Origin of the sequence: Lysinibacillus sp. JNUCC-52 (assembly GCF_015999545.1) — a bacterium.
Taxonomy (GTDB): domain Bacteria; phylum Bacillota; class Bacilli; order Bacillales_A; family Planococcaceae; genus Lysinibacillus.
The window spans coordinates 1,056,775-1,076,133 of record NZ_CP065546.1 but is presented as its reverse complement, the minus strand read 5'-3'; the positions used below and the strand labels follow the sequence as shown (position 1 = coordinate 1,076,133).

At 35.6% G+C, this 19,359-nt stretch carries 15 protein-coding genes, 1 pseudogene and 2 riboswitches; of the genes and pseudogenes, 15 read left to right on the top strand and 1 reads right to left on the bottom strand.

Translation table 11 applies throughout. The features are described 5' to 3' along the window. Positions 1-11 precede the first annotated feature (11 nt). From uvrA to JNUCC52_RS05640, 10 genes and pseudogenes are all read left to right on the top strand, one after another. Positions 12-2,507 (top strand): excinuclease ABC subunit UvrA, encoded by a 2,496-nt coding sequence (gene uvrA, locus JNUCC52_RS05685; RefSeq protein WP_337982186.1) that lies wholly within the window; start codon positions 12-14, stop codon positions 2,505-2,507. Between the two features lie 301 nt (positions 2,508-2,808). Further along, a riboswitch (FMN riboswitch) is annotated at positions 2,809-2,934 on the top strand. A gap of 120 nt (positions 2,935-3,054) precedes the next feature. Continuing rightward, positions 3,055-3,180, top strand: a riboswitch (FMN riboswitch). 156 nt (positions 3,181-3,336) lie between these two features. Then, the gene (gene ribE / locus JNUCC52_RS05680) at positions 3,337-3,975 is read left to right on the top strand and encodes a riboflavin synthase (RefSeq protein ID WP_173478519.1); all 639 of its coding nucleotides are present in this window, start codon (positions 3,337-3,339) and stop codon (positions 3,973-3,975) included. A 57-nt stretch (positions 3,976-4,032) separates the two neighbouring features. Further along, positions 4,033-4,626 (top strand): annotated as a pseudogene (gene ribB / locus JNUCC52_RS05675) (3,4-dihydroxy-2-butanone-4-phosphate synthase); the annotation flags it as partial. 52 nt (positions 4,627-4,678) lie between these two features. Further along, positions 4,679-5,146: a 6,7-dimethyl-8-ribityllumazine synthase gene (ribH, locus tag JNUCC52_RS05670; protein ID WP_173478521.1), complete on the top strand. Its 468-nt coding sequence runs from the start codon at positions 4,679-4,681 to the stop codon at positions 5,144-5,146. 129 nt (positions 5,147-5,275) lie between these two features. Next, positions 5,276-6,730, top strand: a complete 1,455-nt coding sequence (locus JNUCC52_RS05665; RefSeq protein WP_337982185.1) for a spore germination protein — start codon at positions 5,276-5,278, stop codon at positions 6,728-6,730. Between the two features lie 247 nt (positions 6,731-6,977). Further along, a complete protein-coding gene (locus JNUCC52_RS05660) occupies positions 6,978-7,205 on the top strand; it encodes a DUF1540 domain-containing protein (RefSeq protein WP_173478523.1) in 228 nt (75 codons plus the stop codon). A gap of 222 nt (positions 7,206-7,427) precedes the next feature. Next, entirely contained in the window at positions 7,428-8,462 is a 1,035-nt protein-coding gene (locus tag JNUCC52_RS05655; RefSeq protein ID WP_337981654.1) for a C45 family autoproteolytic acyltransferase/hydrolase, read from the top strand. Between the two features lie 319 nt (positions 8,463-8,781). Next, positions 8,782-10,089 (top strand): Spo0B domain-containing protein, encoded by a 1,308-nt coding sequence (locus tag JNUCC52_RS05650; protein ID WP_337981653.1) that lies wholly within the window; start codon positions 8,782-8,784, stop codon positions 10,087-10,089. Positions 10,090-10,280: 191 nt separating this feature from the next. Beyond that, positions 10,281-10,838, top strand: a complete 558-nt coding sequence (locus JNUCC52_RS05645; RefSeq protein ID WP_173478526.1) for a histidine phosphatase family protein — start codon at positions 10,281-10,283, stop codon at positions 10,836-10,838. Positions 10,839-10,975: 137 nt separating this feature from the next. Beyond that, positions 10,976-11,242: a cold-shock protein gene (locus JNUCC52_RS05640; RefSeq protein WP_173478527.1), complete on the top strand. Its 267-nt coding sequence runs from the start codon at positions 10,976-10,978 to the stop codon at positions 11,240-11,242. A 92-nt stretch (positions 11,243-11,334) separates the two neighbouring features. Here the strand turns inward: JNUCC52_RS05640 and JNUCC52_RS05635 are convergent, their stop codons facing one another. Beyond that, entirely contained in the window at positions 11,335-12,168 is an 834-nt protein-coding gene (locus JNUCC52_RS05635; protein ID WP_337981652.1) for a MurR/RpiR family transcriptional regulator, read from the bottom strand. A gap of 168 nt (positions 12,169-12,336) precedes the next feature. Between JNUCC52_RS05635 and JNUCC52_RS05630 the strand changes: the two genes are divergently transcribed. The 5 genes from JNUCC52_RS05630 (at position 12,337) to JNUCC52_RS05610 (ending at position 19,116) form a co-directional block, all read left to right on the top strand. Next, entirely contained in the window at positions 12,337-13,209 is an 873-nt protein-coding gene (locus JNUCC52_RS05630) for a DUF8171 family membrane protein (protein ID WP_173478529.1), read from the top strand. Beyond that, complete coding sequence (locus JNUCC52_RS05625; RefSeq protein WP_337981651.1) at positions 13,202-14,938, top strand: ABC transporter ATP-binding protein; 1,737 nt, start codon at positions 13,202-13,204, stop codon at positions 14,936-14,938. Before JNUCC52_RS05630 ends, JNUCC52_RS05625 begins: the two co-directional genes overlap by 8 nt. Beyond that, on the top strand, positions 14,925-15,743 hold the full coding sequence (locus JNUCC52_RS05620; protein ID WP_173478531.1) for an energy-coupling factor transporter transmembrane component T family protein: 819 nt from the start codon (positions 14,925-14,927) through the stop codon (positions 15,741-15,743). The genes JNUCC52_RS05625 and JNUCC52_RS05620 overlap by 14 nt, the downstream gene beginning before the upstream one ends. Before the next feature lie 22 nt (positions 15,744-15,765). Beyond that, entirely contained in the window at positions 15,766-16,530 is a 765-nt protein-coding gene (locus JNUCC52_RS05615) for a PHP domain-containing protein (RefSeq protein WP_337981650.1), read from the top strand. Between the two features lie 1,098 nt (positions 16,531-17,628). After that, the gene (locus JNUCC52_RS05610; RefSeq protein WP_173478533.1) at positions 17,629-19,116 is read left to right on the top strand and encodes a malate:quinone oxidoreductase; all 1,488 of its coding nucleotides are present in this window, start codon (positions 17,629-17,631) and stop codon (positions 19,114-19,116) included. Positions 19,117-19,359: the final 243 nt, after the last annotated feature.

Below are 19,359 nucleotides of genomic sequence, written 5' to 3'. Positions count from 1 at the left end.
GGAGGACAATGATGAAAGAGACTATTTTTATTAAAGGTGCTTGGGAAAATAATTTGAAGAAAGTGTCGCTTTCCATACCTAAATATAAGCTAGTAGTGCTGACTGGACCGTCTGGCTCAGGGAAATCAACGTTAGCTATGGATACACTTCAGCGGGAATGCCAGAGACAGTATTTAGATTCTATGGGAATGATGGCTAATGCGATTAGCAAGCCTAAGGTTGAGTTTATTCGAGGACTGTCACCGTCAATCAGTGTTGGGCAGCATGTTACGAATCGAAATCCACGTTCAACGGTAGGAACAGTAACAGAAATTTATAAGTATATCCGTTTTATCTTTGCCAGATTTGGTGAACAAGTTTGTACTTCATGTCATGTAAGTATTCCTGCTTCTTTTGAACCAACTGAAGCGTTCGTAGAGGAAGATGAGGAAACAGATAATCAAATCATTAGTTGTCCAAATTGTCATGAACAGCAAGCGAAGTTAGGTATGTTACATTTTTCTTTTAACAAGCCAGAAGGTGCTTGTGAAACTTGTAGCGGTCTTGGTCATGTGGCGAGTATAAATGAGGCGATGGTTTTTAATCCTGAGCTTAGCTTACGCGAAGGAGGCGTAGCATCCCTTAAGGGGGTCCATCGTGACATTCAAATGCGTATTTTAGTGGCAGCAGGAAAGCATTATGGCTTTGAATTTGACCCTAATCTACCATTAAAAGATTACGATGATGTTCAGCGAGATTTATTATATTATGGTGTCGAGAGCGAGGAATTTAAACGTCACTATCCAAATAGTAAACCGGCCGCAGGAACAAAGTTTGAAGGAGTCATACCGAGCTTATGGAGACGTTATAAGGAGAAAGAGGGAGAATCAGGAGCTAAAGAAAAAGAAGGAGGTTTCTTTCATGAACAACTTTGCCCAGATTGCCTTGGTGCACGCTTAAAGAAAGAAGTGCGTCAAGTTAAGGTAGCGGACGCAACAATTTCGGACGTATCAGAGTGGTCACTTGAAGATGTATTGCAATGGACGAATAGCTTGCAGACGACGTTCCCTGAAGCAAGTCATCATTTATTGGTGCCTATTATCGAGGATATGTTAACAACACTTCAGCGGCTTATCGATGTTGGACTTGGGTACCTTTCATTAAACCGTAAGACGGTATCATTGTCAGGAGGAGAAACACAACGTTTACGACTTGCTACCATACTTGGTTCCGCTTTAACTGGCGTTCTGTATATTTTGGATGAACCGACAACTGGTCTTCATGCAAAGGATACAGCAGGTCTCATTCGAGTGCTTCAGGAATTACGTGATTTAGGTAATACTGTACTAGTTATCGAGCATGATGTTGAGATGATGCGTGCTGCAGATCATATCATTGATATCGGTCCTGGTGCGGGAATACATGGTGGTACTGTTGTAGGTGAAGGCAGTCTGGATGATTTAATGTCAAATGGGCAATCAGTGACTGGAGCTTATCTAGTAGAAGAATGTTCCCCTTCTCCTGTTCGAGTTCGTAGGGAGGGAAATGGACAACATATCACTATTCAACAAGCAAAACTTCGAAATGTCGACATCCCTACTGTTTCTATTCCATTGGGCTGTCTCGTGTCAGTAACAGGCGTTTCAGGTTCGGGGAAATCCACGCTTGTTTTCGACATTCTTGCGCAAGGAAAATCGAAAAACCTTGTCCAAACTGGATGTAAGGAAATTAGTGGGTTAGAACATATCGAAAATATCGTTATTTTTGACCAATCGCCAATGGGAAGAGTACAGCGCTCTAATGTCGCTACCTATACGGATGTCTTTACGCACCTCCGCAAATTGTTTGCAGGATTACCAGAAGCAAAAGAGAGAGAATTAACTTCAAAGCATTTCTCATTTAACTCTCCGGGTGGACGATGTGAAACATGCCAAGGCTTAGGTGTATTATCAGTAGATATGGACTTCCTAGCAGATATAGAAGTGACATGTACAAACTGCAAAGGTAAAAGATTTACTGACGAAGTGTTGCAAGTAAAATATGAAGGGTACTCCATTTCAGATTTGCTAAATATGTCTGTAGAGGAGAGCTTACCAATTTTGAAATCGGAAACAAAGATTTCTCGCATGATTGAAATGCTATGTGAGGTAGGGTTGGGTTATCTTCAATGGGGACAATCGGTCAAAACTTTATCTGGCGGTGAAGGACAGCGTATTAGGCTGGCAAACGAATTAAGTAAAGCATCCAAAAGCCACACGCTTTATTTATTGGACGAACCTACGACGGGTCTTCATCCATCTGATATAAAACTGCTGCATGCTTTATTAAACAGACTTGTGTGTGCGGGCAATACCGTTATTGTCGTCGAGCATAGTCTAGAATTAATCCGTGAATCTGATTGGGTTATCGATATTGGACCTGAAGGAGGAGCCGCAGGTGGAAAGCTTGTAGCGGAAGGAACGCCAGAGCAAGTGGCAAAAGTATTGGATTCCTATACGGGGATGTTTCTGAAAGAAGTACTTGCCTAAACGTTCTAATTACATTTAGTAAAAAGAGAATACGCTCTTTTAGTTAAGATGAAGGCCACTGTACGACCTTCTACTAAAAGAGTGTATTTATTTATGAATCCTTCAAAATTCCATTCGACGTTACTAATTTTAAAGTATCCTAAAAGTCACTAGCTCCTTAATACGCTCAATTGTTGGCTGGTTGTTTTAATTTGCACATTTGGATTGTGCCAAGGCAATTAAACTACACAAAATAGCCATTAAAAAATTTTAAGTAGATAATGTATTAAAATAATGTTATCGTATGAAGTAACTAAATAAACATATCCTTCAGGGTAGGGTGAAATTCCCAATCGGCGGTGATGAAGTAATTCAAAGTCCGTGAGCGCAAGCTGATTTGGTGCAAATCCAAAACCGACAGTTACAGTCTGGATGGGAGAAGGGTAAACGTATAAGCTTTTTAAATTCGTATGAGTTTAAAGGGTCTATTTGGCTACGCTTATATAGATTGCTACTTCCCATCGACTTCGTTGGGGAGTTTTTTATTTAGTTAACAATTTAATAAGTATCTGTTCTTCGGGGTAGGGTGAAATTCCCAATCGGCGGTGATGAAGCAATTCAAAGTCCGTGAGCGCAAGCTGATTTGGTGCAAATCCAAAACCGACAGTTATAGTCTGGATGGGAGAAGAACAATGAGATGGTAGCCTGTGGAGAATATCATATCCACTAGGTTTATTTCGTGACGTCTTATTTATTAGAACTCCCAAACCCCTTTGTTAAAAAGGGGTTTTTTGTTTAGCTCGTTTAGGCAATTACAAGTCGAAATAAAAATTGGAAAGTTGGTGGAAAAATGTTTACAGGTATTATTGAGGATATTGGTACAGTAAAAACCTTGCAAAACGATAGGCAAAGTATGAAAATAACTGTTACTTCGCCAAAGATAGTATCTGATGTGAAGCTAGGAGATAGTATAGCTGTTAATGGCGTATGTTTGACAGTCACACAATATAATGAGCAGGAATTAACAATGGACGTAATGCCTGAAACAGTGAAAGCGACAAATTTGCAGCAACTGGTCGTTGGGAATGCTGTAAATTTAGAGCGAGCGATGCCTGCAAACGGGCGTTTTGGCGGTCATTTTGTTTCAGGTCATGTTGACGGTGTGGGGAAAATTTTACGCAAACGTCCAATGGCCAATGCAGTCTACATCGATATAGCACTGTCAGAACAATTAACGAGCTATTGTATTCCTAAAGGTTCAATCACAATTGATGGAACAAGCTTAACGCTCTTCTATGTGGATAAAAACAGTGTTACCGTATCTCTTATTCCGCACACATACGAGGAAACAGTACTAGGAATAAAAAATGTTGGGGCATTAGTCAACATAGAAACCGATTTGATTGGCAAATACATTATGCATCAGCTCCACCGTGGTCAGCAAACATCGGCCATTACGAAAGATTACTTAGCAAAGCATGGCTTTTAGCCTGTTTAGAAAGTATAGAACGGACAATAAATGAAAGTTTATTAGGAGGTGGCAATTTTGCTACATTCAATTGAAGAAGCAATTGCAGATTTAAAACAAGGCAAAATGATTGTTGTCGTGGACGATGAAGACCGTGAAAATGAAGGGGATTTACTTGCCCTTGCAGAGTTTATGACACCAGAAACGATAAACTTTATGGCTACATATGGAAGAGGGCTTATTTGTACGCCGATTTCACAGCAGCTTGCACAACAATTAGCATTGCCTCCAATGGTCGTAAATAATACAGACAATCATCAAACGGCATTTACCGTAAGTATTGATTATATAGATACAAAAACAGGTATTAGCGCCTATGAACGTGCATTGACGATTCAGAAAATGCTAGCGTCACAAGCGCAAGCGACTGATTTTCGTAGACCTGGTCATGTATTTCCCCTGATAGCAAAGGAAAATGGTGTGTTAGAACGCAGAGGACATACTGAGGCTACTATCGATTTAGCGAAGCTTTGCCAAAGCATACAAGCGGGCGTAATTTGTGAAATTATGGGGGATGATGGTGAAATGTTACGCTTCGATGATTTAGTTAAATATGCAAAAAAACACCAATTAAAAATGATATCGATTGATGCATTAGCAGCATATCGCCGTCAACAAATCCAAGGAAAAAATTCACTTACAGTGTAAAAGAGGAGAATTCATTATGGGAAAAACATTTGAAGCACAATTGATCGGCAATGATTTAAAAATAGCGGTAGTAGTTGGTCGATTCAATGAATTTATTACAAGTAAATTATTAAGTGGCGCATTAGATGGCTTAAAGCGTCACGGTGTAGACGAAGAGTTAATTGATGTTGCGTGGGTACCAGGTGCATTCGAAATTCCATTTATCGCAAAACAATTAGCTGAAACAAAAAAATATGATGCCATTATTGGTTTAGGTACAGTTATTCGTGGCTCTACAACACATTATGATTATGTTTGTAACGAATCAGCAAAAGGCATAGCAAATGTGTCTCTTGCTACAAATGTACCAGTTATTTTTGGTGTTGTCACAACCGAAAATATTGAACAGGCAGTGGAACGAGCTGGAACAAAATCAGGGAATAAAGGCTATGATGCAGCAATCTCAGCTATTGAAATGGCGAACTTACAGAAACTAATTAGTTAAAATGATTGAAATTCCGATGTATTAAAATTTCCATGAAAGATCACGTGTATATTGCATAATTTATTGGGCATTGGGAAATATATGTTTATGGAATTTTAGTATGAATCTAGTGAGTGGGAGATGAGGAATATTCAATCATTGAAACAAGAATTCGAATTAAAAACGTTAAAAGAACTATTTAAACTCTCTGCTGACGTAAAATTTCAATCCTATTCCTTTCACCAACATAACGTACATTTTATTACATGTGATGCGATGTTCGATCCGTTTTTATTGAATAAGGTTATTATAGATCGAGTTGAAGCTTTTTTCGAGGATGCCTCACCAACATCACTAGAAGATCAGCTAAAACATAAATTACACATTCCAAATTTCCAAAAAATATCAAATACAGATGATGCTATTCGTCGTGTGTTTTCGGGTTATGCATTACTTTACTTTGAAGAGGAGAAAATTTTATTTTCAAGTAAAATTGCTAAAAAGCCGAATCGAGTGCCTTCAGAAACAGCAGAAGAAGTAATTATAAAAGGGCCGAGAGACAATTTTATAGAAGATGTATTTATTAATATTGCTTTAATTCGTAAGCGACTACCAACTAAATCATTTTGTGTAGAGACGATGGAAATTGGCAAGCGGTCTCAAACAACAGTCGCTGTTCTCTATATGGACGACATTACAGATAAAACTATGGTGGATGAAATTAGAAAGCAATTACGTAAAGTAGATACAGATGTTGTGTTTAGTGGCGACATATTGATGGAGAGAGTAGAAAATACAGCAAAGATTTTGCCACATCATGATTATACTGGTCGGCCTGATTTTGCAATACAAGCATTAAGTAGAGGCCGTATTATTATTTTAGTTGATGGGGTATCCTATGCGATTATTACCCCACCTAATATTTTTTTACTCTTTAAATCGGGGGAGGATAATGAATATCCTGTTTTTGTAAGCTCTCTTGAGCGCCTCCTGCGAATTGTAGGTATATTAATAAGTATGCTTGCACCAGGTTTTTGGTTGGCTTTATCGACCTACCATCAGGAGCAATTGCCAATACTAGTTTTAGCAACCATTGTGCAATCAAGAACAGGACTGCCTTTTCCTACTTTATTGGAAATATTACTTATGTTATTTATGTTTGAAATATTCCGCGAGGCAAGTCTCCGCTTACCATCTCTATTGAGTGGAACCATGAGTGTTGTGGGTGGTTTAATTATTGGAGATGCAGCAATCAAGGCAGGTATTACCAGTCCATCAATGATTGTCGTAATTGCCATTTCCAGTATTTCGGCATATACACTAGTTAATCAATCGTTTGTAACTGCCATGAGTATTTTCCGCTTATTTGTTATCTTTATGGCTGCTTTTTTTGGCTTATTTGGTTTCTTCATGGCCGTGTTCTTCATTCTTGTTTATGTGGCAAATATACGTGTATTAAGTGTTCCATACTTAAATATTGCCGCCAATTTAAGTTGGCCTGATTTTAAAAAATCATTAATACGTCTTGCTCCAAATGGAAATAGTAAAAGGCCTGCATTTTTACAAACACAAGATAAAACTCGTTCATCTTCGAGGAAAAATTAACGATAATTTTTTAGCACAACCCAAAAGGCGCAAACTACGCTCAAACGTAAGTTTTGCGTCTTTTGTGTTGCGTGTATCTAACTGAGCTACATTCCCATTATTTTTGATTTACACTAAACAATTAAATGAAGTTATTTTCGTGCTTTGCTTGTAAAAACGCTTGGATTGGACAAAATACTTAATGAAGAGTATGGATTAGATTTACGTATCTATATTTTTCTAGACCAATCACAAGGGGTGGATAGTTATGCCGAATGTTCAAGTAAGCTGTGCTGTATCAAATTGTGTTTTCCATGCCAAAGGTAATTTTTGTGGTGCAGAAAAGATAGCAATCGATATGGATAAACGTATCGATAACAAACATGATGCAGAGTTTGCTTCTGATTTTGAGTTGTCGATGTCTAAAGAGGCGGCAAGTCAATCATCAGATACGTGTTGTAAAACATTCAAATCTAAAGCAAAAGAAAAGCTCTAGATGATGGGTATAGGTTGTTTAAATTATTGTAAATAGAGAATTAAAGGCAATATTTAAATAATTTATCTTTACCTTATAATTAATGAATTGGTCACTTTGAAAGTTGTCTTCTTCTAAGGAAGACAACTTTTTTTATTTCGATAGCGATGCCTCTTGACCTTCCAGTTACTTGAAGGATTACGATAATAGGAACATCCGATTGGAGTATAGGAGGTATGCAAATTGAAAAAATACGAAGAATTAGAAGTGCATGTCGTTTCATTAATAGGAGATGCTTATGATATAGGTCTCCAACAATGTAAGGAAATACAAGAATCTGCTCATTTAGCGCAGGAGGAACTACTGCTTGCTTTATCAACTAATTGTAATGCACAAAAGGCTCAAGAGGAATTACAGGTTGTTTTGCCAAATCTTTTGGAGGAGATAAAAGGCTTAGCTTCGGGGTTAAATCTGCCATATGAATCCATTATCAAAATGTATAGTGGATATAATATGACATTTCCAGAAATGGGATGTACGTCGTTTGCGCTTGATGAGTTTTATGTGAGAAATTATGATTTTAGCCCTTCTTTATATGATGCAAGACTCGTTTTTTCTAATCCATCAGAAGGGTATGCAAGTGTTGGATTTAGCCAGCAAATAATTGGTAGGCTAGATGGAATGAATGAAAAAGGGCTCGTTGTAGGACTTCACTTTGTAAATAATCAATGGGAAGGAGAGGGCTTTCTTGCCTCAACGATTGTTCGAATATTACTGGAAAAGTGTAAAAATATTGAGGAAGCTATTTCACAACTAAAAAAAATCCCTCATCGTTATTGCTACAACTACTCTATGACAGATACAAGTGGGAAAATGGTTGTGGTAGAGGCTACCCCAACGGAGCAAATTGTTTGTGCAGAACATTTATTTTCTTGTACAAATCATTTTGAATCGCAAAAATTGAAAGAGAAAAATAAAGCATATATTGAAAATTCGATACAACGCAAGCACGATATCAATCGCTTTATAGCAAATGCATGCCCAACTGCTTTATCTGCTTTTTATCATTTTAATGATGGAAATTCACCACTATTTTTTAAACAATATAAACAATACTTTGGTACATTACACACAGTCGTATACTCACCAAATCAACTTGAAGTCATTGTGGGGATTGGCGAAAATAGCGAACCACATACGTTTTCACTACATCAATTTATTAGGGGTAACCTTCTTCTTCCGACAACGATAAAAGGAAAAATACTTCTGGCTATCTAATTCGCCATGCTTAGTTTATAATTTAATAGAATAATAGGGGGGAATGGCATAACTTTTGTTGGGCTATTCTCCCTTCGTTTTATTGCTATTTCGACTTTCGAAAGAAAAATTATTTTTTATAATATAATAATTTAAAATTGTATTAAAAAATAGACTTATATAAAAGTTATATTTTTAAGGATTTTTTTAAAAACAATTATGAAAAAACGAAAATTACTATAGTATAATATTATTGCAGTTATCGTATAATTATTTGTTACAGTAGTAAATTCATATATGTTAATTATTTAATACAGTAGATGAGGAAGTACCAGTTTGTATGAAAAAACGAAAAATTAAACTTATATTAGTATTAGCGACAGTATTATTATCACTGTTCACAAGCTTAAATGTAGTCACTTCTTATGTGAAGATGAAAAAAACTGTAGAAGAGTCCATTGCTAACCAAAGTTTGGAAGCGGCAATATCTATTGCATCATCAATCGATATCAAGCAGTATGAGCAATTTTTAAATAATCCTGTGGAAAGCAAAGATTATTGGGAATTAAGAAGCTACTTAAATGATGCAAGAGAAAAACTGGGTGCTTTATTTGTGTATACATTAGAAATTGATAATCCTAAAGTGTCTAAAGCGTTGATTGCTGGTGTGCCAGATCACTACACAGAAGGGTTTGAAATAGGACAAATTTGCACTGTGCCTGAAAAGCAAATTAAGCAAGCATATCAAGGATCTACGTATGTTACGAATGTAATTGAGGATCCTAATCATGGTGATTATCTTTCTGTAGGAGCTCCTATTAAGAATGAAAATGGACAAATTATTGGCTATCTCGGCATTGATATAGGTGCTGATAAAGTTAATGGCATTAAAGGTAAAGTTCTAGAAAATAATTTACTTATGTTTATTTACAATGGACTGTTTATTTTAATCGTTATTGCTTCTTTCTTCTTTTTACAAAGATGGTATCAAAAAGAAGTAACAAAAGAAGTAGGTGTAACTGAAGATACATATCAAGCTGAAATAAAAGCGTTAATTACCTCTGTATCTTCATTGCGACATGACTTTACTAACCATATACAAGTTTTACATGGGCTTCTGCAATTAGGGGAGCAAGAGCAAGCAAAGCAATATTTATCATCATTATCTAAAGATGTACAGGCCATTAAATCACTAAAATTAAATATTAATCATCCTGGGCTTTCCATCTTGTTGCAAACGAAAAAGCTTGCAGCCCAAAATCATAATATTGAGATGGATATATCCGTTTCACAAAATGCTTTTAATAAGATTAAAACAACGGATCTAATTAAGTTACTATCGAATTTAATCGATAACGCCATTGATGCCACAACCGAATTGCCAGAGAATGAACGTAAAATGACCATTTGTTGTCACGCCGATGAAATGAAGTATGTTTTTGAAATTATAAATACAGGACCGGCAATATCTGAGCCGGCTCAAATATATAAACAAGGCTTTACAACAAAAAAACCTGAATTCGGTAAAATTAGAGGGCAAGGGTTATTTATCGTGAAAGAAGTTGTCAAAAAATATAATGGTAACATCTCTATACAATCGACATCAGAATTAGAAACGACAGCGACTGTAATTATCCCTTTAAAGTAAAATGAAGTAGTGCAGATAAGTGCATGTGATGCAAGAATAGAGCCTCATAAACATCTGGTTTAGCTCCCTATATAAAGTAGGGGGCTTTTTGTTTTGGAGTAAATTTACAGGTTACGAATATTCTCATGTAATGAACTATGTAAGTCATATATTAGCAGTAAATCTTTAACGTAGGATAGGAGGAAAAGAAGTTGGAACAGCCAATTCTTAATTTACTGAGAGCAGGAGGCTACAATTTATATGTGAGACATGGAGAAGCAACAGTTGGTAAAGACCAGCCATATTTTAATTTTCAATACTGTTATACGCAACGAAATTTATCAGATTACGGTCGGAGAGAAGCCGTTTACTTTGGACAAATGCTTCGTTATTGGCAAATCCCAATTAATTCGCCCATTATTGCTAGCCCAATGTGTAGAACAGTTGAGACAGCGCAGCTTGCATTTCCAGCAATGTATATTCAAATTAATCCTTTTTGGTTTGAAATTAATAAACTAGGAGGGAATATATCCTCTATAGAGCAGCAGCAAATTTTGAAGAATAGCCAATCTCAACTAGAAAAAATACCGCCCCATGGCACAAATCAAGTTATTATAGCGCATAGCTTTCCAAGTGGGATTGGACTAGGGAAAATTTCGAATATGGGAATGGTTATTGTAAAGCCTAAAGGTGAAGGGAACGGCTATGAAATTGTAAAACAGATCCCATTAGCCGATTTAGCGACTTTAGGAAATCCTCTTTATAAATAGGTAGTGAAAAATTTATGTATTCAACATAAAAAGATTATATATACGCCTGAATTTTTGGAAAGGTTTTTACTAGCTCCTTGCTTTTTTTATAAAATGAAGGTAAATAAGTGAATTTAAAAATAGGTGGTTGATAAAATATGAAACGAGAGGGAATTGTTAAATGGTTTAAAGAAGAAAAGGGGTATGGTCGTATAATGCTGAATGGTGAAGATGGAAATCATGTTTTTGTTCACTTTAGCTCGATTTTATCAAATAAAGAACAATTTCCTGACGGCTATAGATTTCTTAAACAAGGGCAAAAAGTGTCCTTTGATTTAATTGAAAAGCCCAATTCTACTGATCAAAAGCAAGTTGCTGAAAATGTTGAAATCCTGTTTGATGAAAAGGGAATTAGTAATAAATAAAAAAGCGTTCATCCACAAACCGGATGAACGTTTTTTCTGTAAGGATTTTTCTAAAATGGCATTTAGTCAGTACTCGCATTTGAAACGTTCAGTTAACGTGGTAACAAATCTTTATATTCTTTCCTTATCGAATCCAACATTTCTAATTTCATCATTGATTGTTCAGCCGTTTCTTTACCGACAGCGATAATAATATTTTCGATAAGAAATGTTGGTGCCATCATAGAATGGAACTCCCAAAGTTCGCCGCGACTTGCAAATAGTAGTAGATCTGCGAGCATATTGAAATCCGATACTATGCTATCCGTCATAACGATAGATTTCATATTAAGTTTTTTTGCATGTTCGAGTAAAACACGAGATTCGGGATGGAGCTTCACAAACCCAAACATGAATAATACGTCCCCATAGCCGAAATGCAACATAGATTCATATATTTCGTGTCCGCTTTTTGGCAACACCTGAATATTGAATCCAAAGCGAGATAATCGATAATTTAATAAGTTTCCTAAACCTTCTGATGGGCCTGGGCTATAAATATAAATTGTTTTCGCCTTGACGATGGACTGTACCGCTTTCTGAAAATCTTCAGCATTATATTGAGCTAGTGTGAGCTCTAAATGCTTTACACTCATTGTCATCATTTGCGCATGTATAGTTGTTGAACTAACTTGTTCCATAATATTACCTAACTTGTTTGCAGGTGAAATATCCATCGTTTCTTTATAGTTGTTTTTATAATCTTTAAAGTTTTTAAAGCCTATTTTACGCCAAAAACGTGAAACAGTAGCATTGCTTATTTGTAGTGACTTGGCAATTTCATCTTCCGTATACGTTAATACGGTCATACCCATTTTTGCAATAAAATCTGCGATTGTCTTTTCATTTGGTGTTAAATGTTGATCCTCAAAAAGTTTTTGCTCCATTTTACGCCTCCAATCTTTCTTCCATTTAAACATATTTTCTTTGAAATGAAAATTATTTTTCATAATAAATAAAATTGAAAAAATATTTACATAACCTTTGCAATGGATCCATATTCCGTTAACAGTACTCCTATATATTGGGATTATTAATAGAAGGAGGTAGAAAAAATGTCAATTCAGCGCCCGTATCAATTAACGCAATCACAAAAAATGATGGTATTCGTGTTATCAATGTCACTTTACGGCTTATCAAACATGTTTACAGAATTAATTCCCTCACTACAATTAGGGTTTATTGAGTTATCTGTAGAATATTTTGCTTTTATTCCATTAACGTTGTGTATTTTGTTCCATCCTTTTTATGCTGCGATTGGAGCTTCACTTGGGGAAATTATATTTGGTGAATTAATGCTCGGACAATTTGGTGGTATTGGAGAAGTAGAAAAATTTATTACCTTTTCGTTAGGTATGTATATTGCAGGCGTTTTAGTGCGTAATCCTTTAAACCGTAGACAAGTTACATTTGCCGTCATGGCGGGGCTTCTAGTCCATCACTTATTAGGTACGATTGTAGATATTGGGAAAGTATGGGTTGGTGTAGATGAATTTGAGGCTGTTTCAGGTTTAGCAGAAAGTATCGTCATTATTGAAGGTGTCTCACTTTTAAATGACCTTTTATTCTCAGGGATTTTATTCGCACTATTACCAACTTTATATTTGGTACCGCGCTTGTATGGCAAAATTGAACCGTTGCTAGGGATGAAACCTCGTAACAAAAATATGACCTATACAATAGGAGCCATTGTGACACCTAAATTAGTCGTTGTCTCCGTCATTCTTGCTGTTACTGCTATAATTGCCGAATTTTTATCTGAAACAGAGTGGGCATTTGGTGAATGGGAGCCTGACTTTTTAGCTACTTTCGGTAATTGGTTTATTTGGGTACCAATTGCTTTGTCCATATTTGTAACATTCTTTGTCGTTGCCATAATGCGTTCTAAATCAAAACGTAATACAAAGGAGCTTGAAAACCTTGGTTAAGCCTATTATTCAAGTTGAAGATGTGTCTTTCACATACCCTGGCGCTGAAGATAAAGTTTTAAATAACGCCAACCTCACTGTAAATGAAGGCGAATTTGTAGCAATTATTGGAGGGAATGGCTCAGGTAAAACGACATTATGTAAAACATTTAACGGACTTATTCCTAAATTTTATGTTGGTGATTTTGAAGGGAAAGTAACTGTCGGAAATCGTGATACATCGCAATTTTCAGTTGCAGAGTTATCACAAGATATAGGGTATGTATACCAAGATTTTGAGAATCAAATTATGCGGCCAACTGTTCTAGATGATGCGTCATTTGTGCCGTTGAATTATGGCTTAGCGGATTATAAAGAAAGAGGACGATGGGCTCTAGATGTAACAGGGTTAACTGCTATCGCAAATGAATTTATTTGGGAATTGAGTGGGGGACAAAAGCATTTATTAGCGATTGCAGGTGTTCTCGCTATGAAACCTAAAATATTAATCGTCGATGAACCAGTTGCACAGTTAGATCCACAGCATGCCGAAGAAGTGTATCGAGTGCTGAAAAAATTAAATGAACAATTCGGGATGACGATTATTGTAATTGAGCATCATGCAGAACTGATAGCTGAATATTGTCAATCAGTTGTGTTAATGGATATGGGCCGTATCTTATGGAAAGAGCCTGTCAAGATAGCTTTATCCAAAGTTGATGAATTAGTTAGTCATAACATATACCCACCACAAATTACACAAGCTGCGAGGTTGATGGTAGGCGAGGGAGGAATGGCTCCAGAGCTACCAATAACGTTAGAAGAAGGAATTGCACATTTTAATACATTTTCGAAAATCACTAACACATCAAGAGCCAATAAATCAGACATCCATTTAAAACAAGATAAGAAAGCAATCGTTAATATGGAACACGTCTCTTTACAATTTCGCAATTTAAAAAAGCAGAAAAAACAAGTGTTAAATAATATTAATACTACTTTTTTTGAGGGAGAGCGGATAGCGATTGTTGGCAATAATGGTGCTGGTAAATCTTCATTAATCAAACTAATAGCAGGTATTGTGAAACCACATAAAGGTCAAGTAACCGTTTTAAATACATCAACAACGAATGCGACTCCTGAAAGATTAGGTAAATATGTATCATATGTTTATCAAAATCCAGAGGAGATGTTTATTGAGGATTCAGTAAAAAGGGAGATTGAGCTTTTCTTAAAGGCTAGAAAAGTGAAAGATTACGAAGTCTTAGTTGAAACAATCTTAAAAGATTTCGCACTTACTGATTTAAAGGAAAGGGATGCGAGGCTATTAAGTGGTGGTCAAAAAAGGAGAGTATCTTTGGCAATTGGTGCCGCTATGCAACCTAGTGTTATTTTACTAGATGAGCCAACAGCCAATTTAGATATTGCTACGAAAAAGCATGTTGTTCATATGTTAGAAACATTAAAAGAACATGTCAAAACCGTTATTATTGCTACCCATGATATGCAGTTAGTGTCAGAATGGGCGACGAGAATTATCGTAATGCATAACGGTGAAATTATTGCTGATGGGAATCGTCAAGATATTTTCCATAATCAATTGGTGTTACAAAAAGCTGGGCTAATGATGCCACAAATAGTAGAACTGAGTATGAAACTGGGTTTACCTGAACCAGTTTATACGGTTGAAGACTTTTGCCAACAGTTCACCATAATAGAAAGTGAGGATAAAGCTTATGAATATATTTAATAGCATATCTGAAAAGCTTTCATTGGAATATGTAAAAGGAGAACTATTAAAAACAGCCTATGGTAGTGGTGACACTTATTTAGGTCGATTGGATCCAAGGACACTTGTTTTCTGGTATTTATTTTTCGCGATTGTCCCATGGTTTATCCATAACGAAATGATATTAGTTTGCTTTTTATTGTTTATGGTAGGAATGACGATTTTAGCACGCGTAAGCCCACTTATATTAATCATTTTATTTGTCGGGTTAGTTAGTGAAATAGCTGTATTATTTATTATCTCTTTATTTTTTGGTGGAGAATTAGCATCAATCGAACCAATGTTTTGGCTGACAATTAAGCTTGCAATTATATCATTAGCAAGCGTAGCTGTGTTCACGAGTTTAGATCCTGAAAAGTTTAGTGATGCATTAATACGTTTAGGGGTTCCTGTTCAAGTCTCGTTTAGTGTGTCTTATTGCTATCGCATTTTACCTACTTTAATGGAAGAATTTCATAAAGTGATTTTGTCGTATCGATTACGAGGCAAGGCACCTGAAAAAACGGGTTTTTTATATTGGCGCATGGGGTTCTACTATATGAAAATCTTAGTTTTATCATTTTATCCACTTATTTTAAATGGGGCAAAGCGTTCAAGAACCACTATTGAAGCACTAGAAACAAAAGGATTTAGTCATGCTACAAATAATACAGAAGTAAAAAAGCTGAAGACAGCTTACTTTACTTTCAAGCGCAATGATTACTTATTTATTGTTTTCTCAATATTTTATATTGGGTGTAGTTTTACATTAGGAATTTACTATTAAACTAAAAAGGATGTGCATTTAGATGAATTTCGATTTTCACACACATGGTAAGCTTTCAAAAAAAGTTGAGTTTTCATTAGATTATTTTAGAAACATGGTGAAATCAGCGCAAGAAAATGGTCTTTCTGGCTTCGCTTTAACAGAACATTTTAATACACGTAATTTTTTTGATGTCTATAACACACTTGATGAGGTTTATCCATATATTCAAAATTACTACTTAGTAGACAATGTGAGAATTTTCCCTGGGATGGAAGTAGATATTCAAGAGGTGGGGCATATTTTAATTGTGGCCGACCGAGCTATCATTCGCGAAATACGTACAAAGTTAGAACCATATATAGCCAAAGATAGCTTTATTAAGTTTGCGCAGTTACTTGAACTTGTCGCACAATACGAGCTATTAATAATTGGCGCACATCCGTATCGTAAAAGTACGCCGTTGTATCATCTTGATCCAACTTTATTAAATAAGCTGGATGCGTTCGATTTAAATGGTAAAGATTTATATTCAATGGGCATTGAAGAAAATTCGCACCTTGTTTATCAATTTGCTAAAACATACAATAAACCAGTTATAGGTGGAAGTGATACACATCATCTTTTACAGTATGGCTGTATCTACAACGAACTAGAGCAAGACTGCCATACAATAACGGACTTAAAGAAAATTATATTAGATGGTCGTTATACTATTCGAATTTCTAACAATTTACCTGAAAAAGTCCTGAATGCCACAGAACAAAAAGCAATTGAGAAAAAAATGATGGAATCAGCTGCTATATAAAATAAAAAAATTAGAAATCATAACATTTCGCTTTTGCTGTGAAATTGTGTCTGTATTACCTTGTGTTAACTAAAACATAAAAGGAAGTAAAATTTCGTTATAAAACAGATTTACTAAAATTAAAAGGGTAAGTCACCTAATATATTGGTGACCTACCTTTTTGGCATTGTAAGAACAAATGGTAAAAATTAAGTGGATAAATTGACTTAAGTAGAAATTATTTAGGAATACGTGTATACAGCAAAAGCTTTGCCTAATTTTTAAAAAATAAAATATTCTAATAATTTCGATTGTTATATGGTAAAATTTATGTCGTGCAGATGGTGTTATATAACAACATGAAGATAAATTGAATAGTATTAAGGTGAAAAATTCGCTGAATGAAAAGGAGGAAAATTATTAAATCGAAGCTTTAACTCTTGATAGATTTGATGAAAGCGTATACAGTAGCTAAGGAGGAAGGTGACGAAAAACCTCTTATTTCTTGCCTAGCAAAATAAATAATGTCAAAAGCTTTTGCTATTTTGTTATGTATTAATGGACGTAATTTTTCCGCTTAAAAATTAGTGCCTCTGCGTACTATACATATTTTAGCGTATGAAACATTCTGCCGAAAAAGTCGAAAATTAGTTTAAAGGTACCTTGTGAATGTTAGTGAATCATGTAAAATAGAGTCGATTACGAGCTATTAGACTAAAAGTTCTAGGGCTTTTTAAATAAGCGAAGCGAAGAAGTGTTTAACATCTGTAAAGCGATGGATAATTTATTTTAGTAGTAGCATACTAAAATGTCTTCATTTAATGTTATTTTCAATAAGATGACTACTAGCACACATAATGTATGTATTGGCAACCCATCGTGATACATTTGGAAACATTGGCAATAGCTTAGTTTTAGTTTATACAAAGAACTTTAAAAGCTGACTTCGCACTTTTTACTACTTTTTGATTAGTTTATTACTATAATATTGTAGTAGATATTTTATTCTTTAATTAGTTGTGATAGACTATTGTAAGTTTATAGTTGATACAGAAAAGGTGTGTAACTAGTTTACACCTACATCATTTCTGCAAATCTTAAAATATAAGGATGGTAAAAATGAGTAACAGAGTAACTAAATCAGACGTCATCTTAATTGGTGCCGGAATTATGAGTGCGACTTTGGGGACGATGCTCAAAGAATTAGCACCGGACTGGAATATTACTGTGTTTGAAAAACTTTCAAACGCCGGTGAGGAAAGCTCTAATGAATGGAATAATGCAGGAACAGGGCACGCAGCACTGTGCGAGCTAAACTACACTTCTGAAAAACCAGACGGGACTATCGATATTAGCAAAGCGATTAATGTTAATGAACAGTTCCAGGTTTCGATGCAGTTTTGGTCTTATCTTGTAAAAAACAAGCTTATCCAAAATCCGCAAGACTTTATTATGCCATTACCACATATGAGTATGGTAAGAGGCGAAAAAAATGTTGAGTATTTGAAAAAACGTTATGAAACAATGTCAAATAATCCTCTTTTCAAAGGAATGGAATTTTCTGATAACCCAGAAAAACTAATGGAATGGATTCCTCTTATTATGCAAGACCGTCCAGCAAATGAGGCCATTGCCGCTACAAAAATTGACACTGGTACAGACGTAAACTTCGGTGCTCTAACACGTATTTTATTTGACCACCTAAAACAAAAAGATGTTGATATCAACTACAACCATAGTGTCGAAAGCATTAAACGTACAAAAGACGGTTTATGGGAATTAAAAGTGCATGACAAAGATGGTTGTAAAATGGAGTATCATACAGCAAAATTCGTCTTCCTTGGAGCTGGCGGAGGAAGCTTAGAGCTACTACAAAAATCAGGCATTCCTGAAGGTAAACACATTGGTGGGTTCCCTATCAGTGGATTATTTATGGTATGTAAAAATCAAGAAATTGTTGAACAACATCATGCAAAAGTATACGGTAAAGCTGCTGTTGGTGCGCCACCAATGTCTGTTCCACATTTAGACACTCGCTTTATCGATAATAAAAAATCATTATTATTTGGACCATTCGCTGGTTTCTCACCAAAGTTCTTGAAAACAGGTTCCAACATGGATTTAATTGCTTCTGTAAAACCGCATAATATTACAACATTATTGGCGGCAGGGGTTAAAGAAATGTCATTAACAAAATACCTGATCCAACAACTTCTATTATCAAAAGATCAACGTATGGAAGAGTTACGTGAGTTTATCCCAACTGCTAAAAGTGAGGATTGGGATATTGTAGTTGCTGGTCAACGTGTACAAGTTATTAAAGATACTGAAGCAGGCGGTAAAGGAACATTACAATTCGGTACTGAAGTAGTAAGTGCTGCAGACGGTTCAATCGCTGCTTTATTAGGTGCTTCACCAGGTGCATCGACTGCCGTTCACGTTATGCTAGAAGTTATCAAAAAATGCTTCCCACAACAAGCAAAAGATTGGGAGCCAAAATTAAAGGAAATGATTCCTTCATACGGTATCTCATTACTACAAAACCCTGAGCTACTTGAAGAAGTTCATGCTTCAACAGCGCAGACACTTGGTCTAAACAAAAACTAGTCATTAAAAAATAGGAACCTTTGATCCATCTTGGATTGAAGGTTCTTTTTTGTTGGAAAGGGCAAGTAAAATGCTTTGAAATAAAAGGGGTAGCCGCCCCTCGATTTTAGTGACCATTTTATTTTTTATATCAAGAGACTCACATTAAAGGTAAAAAAAGTAGTTAGAATGAAAAGTATAAATGAACTAGCTATAGTTGTAAACAAAATAATTATCCAGTATACTTTTTTGTAAGGAAAGTTT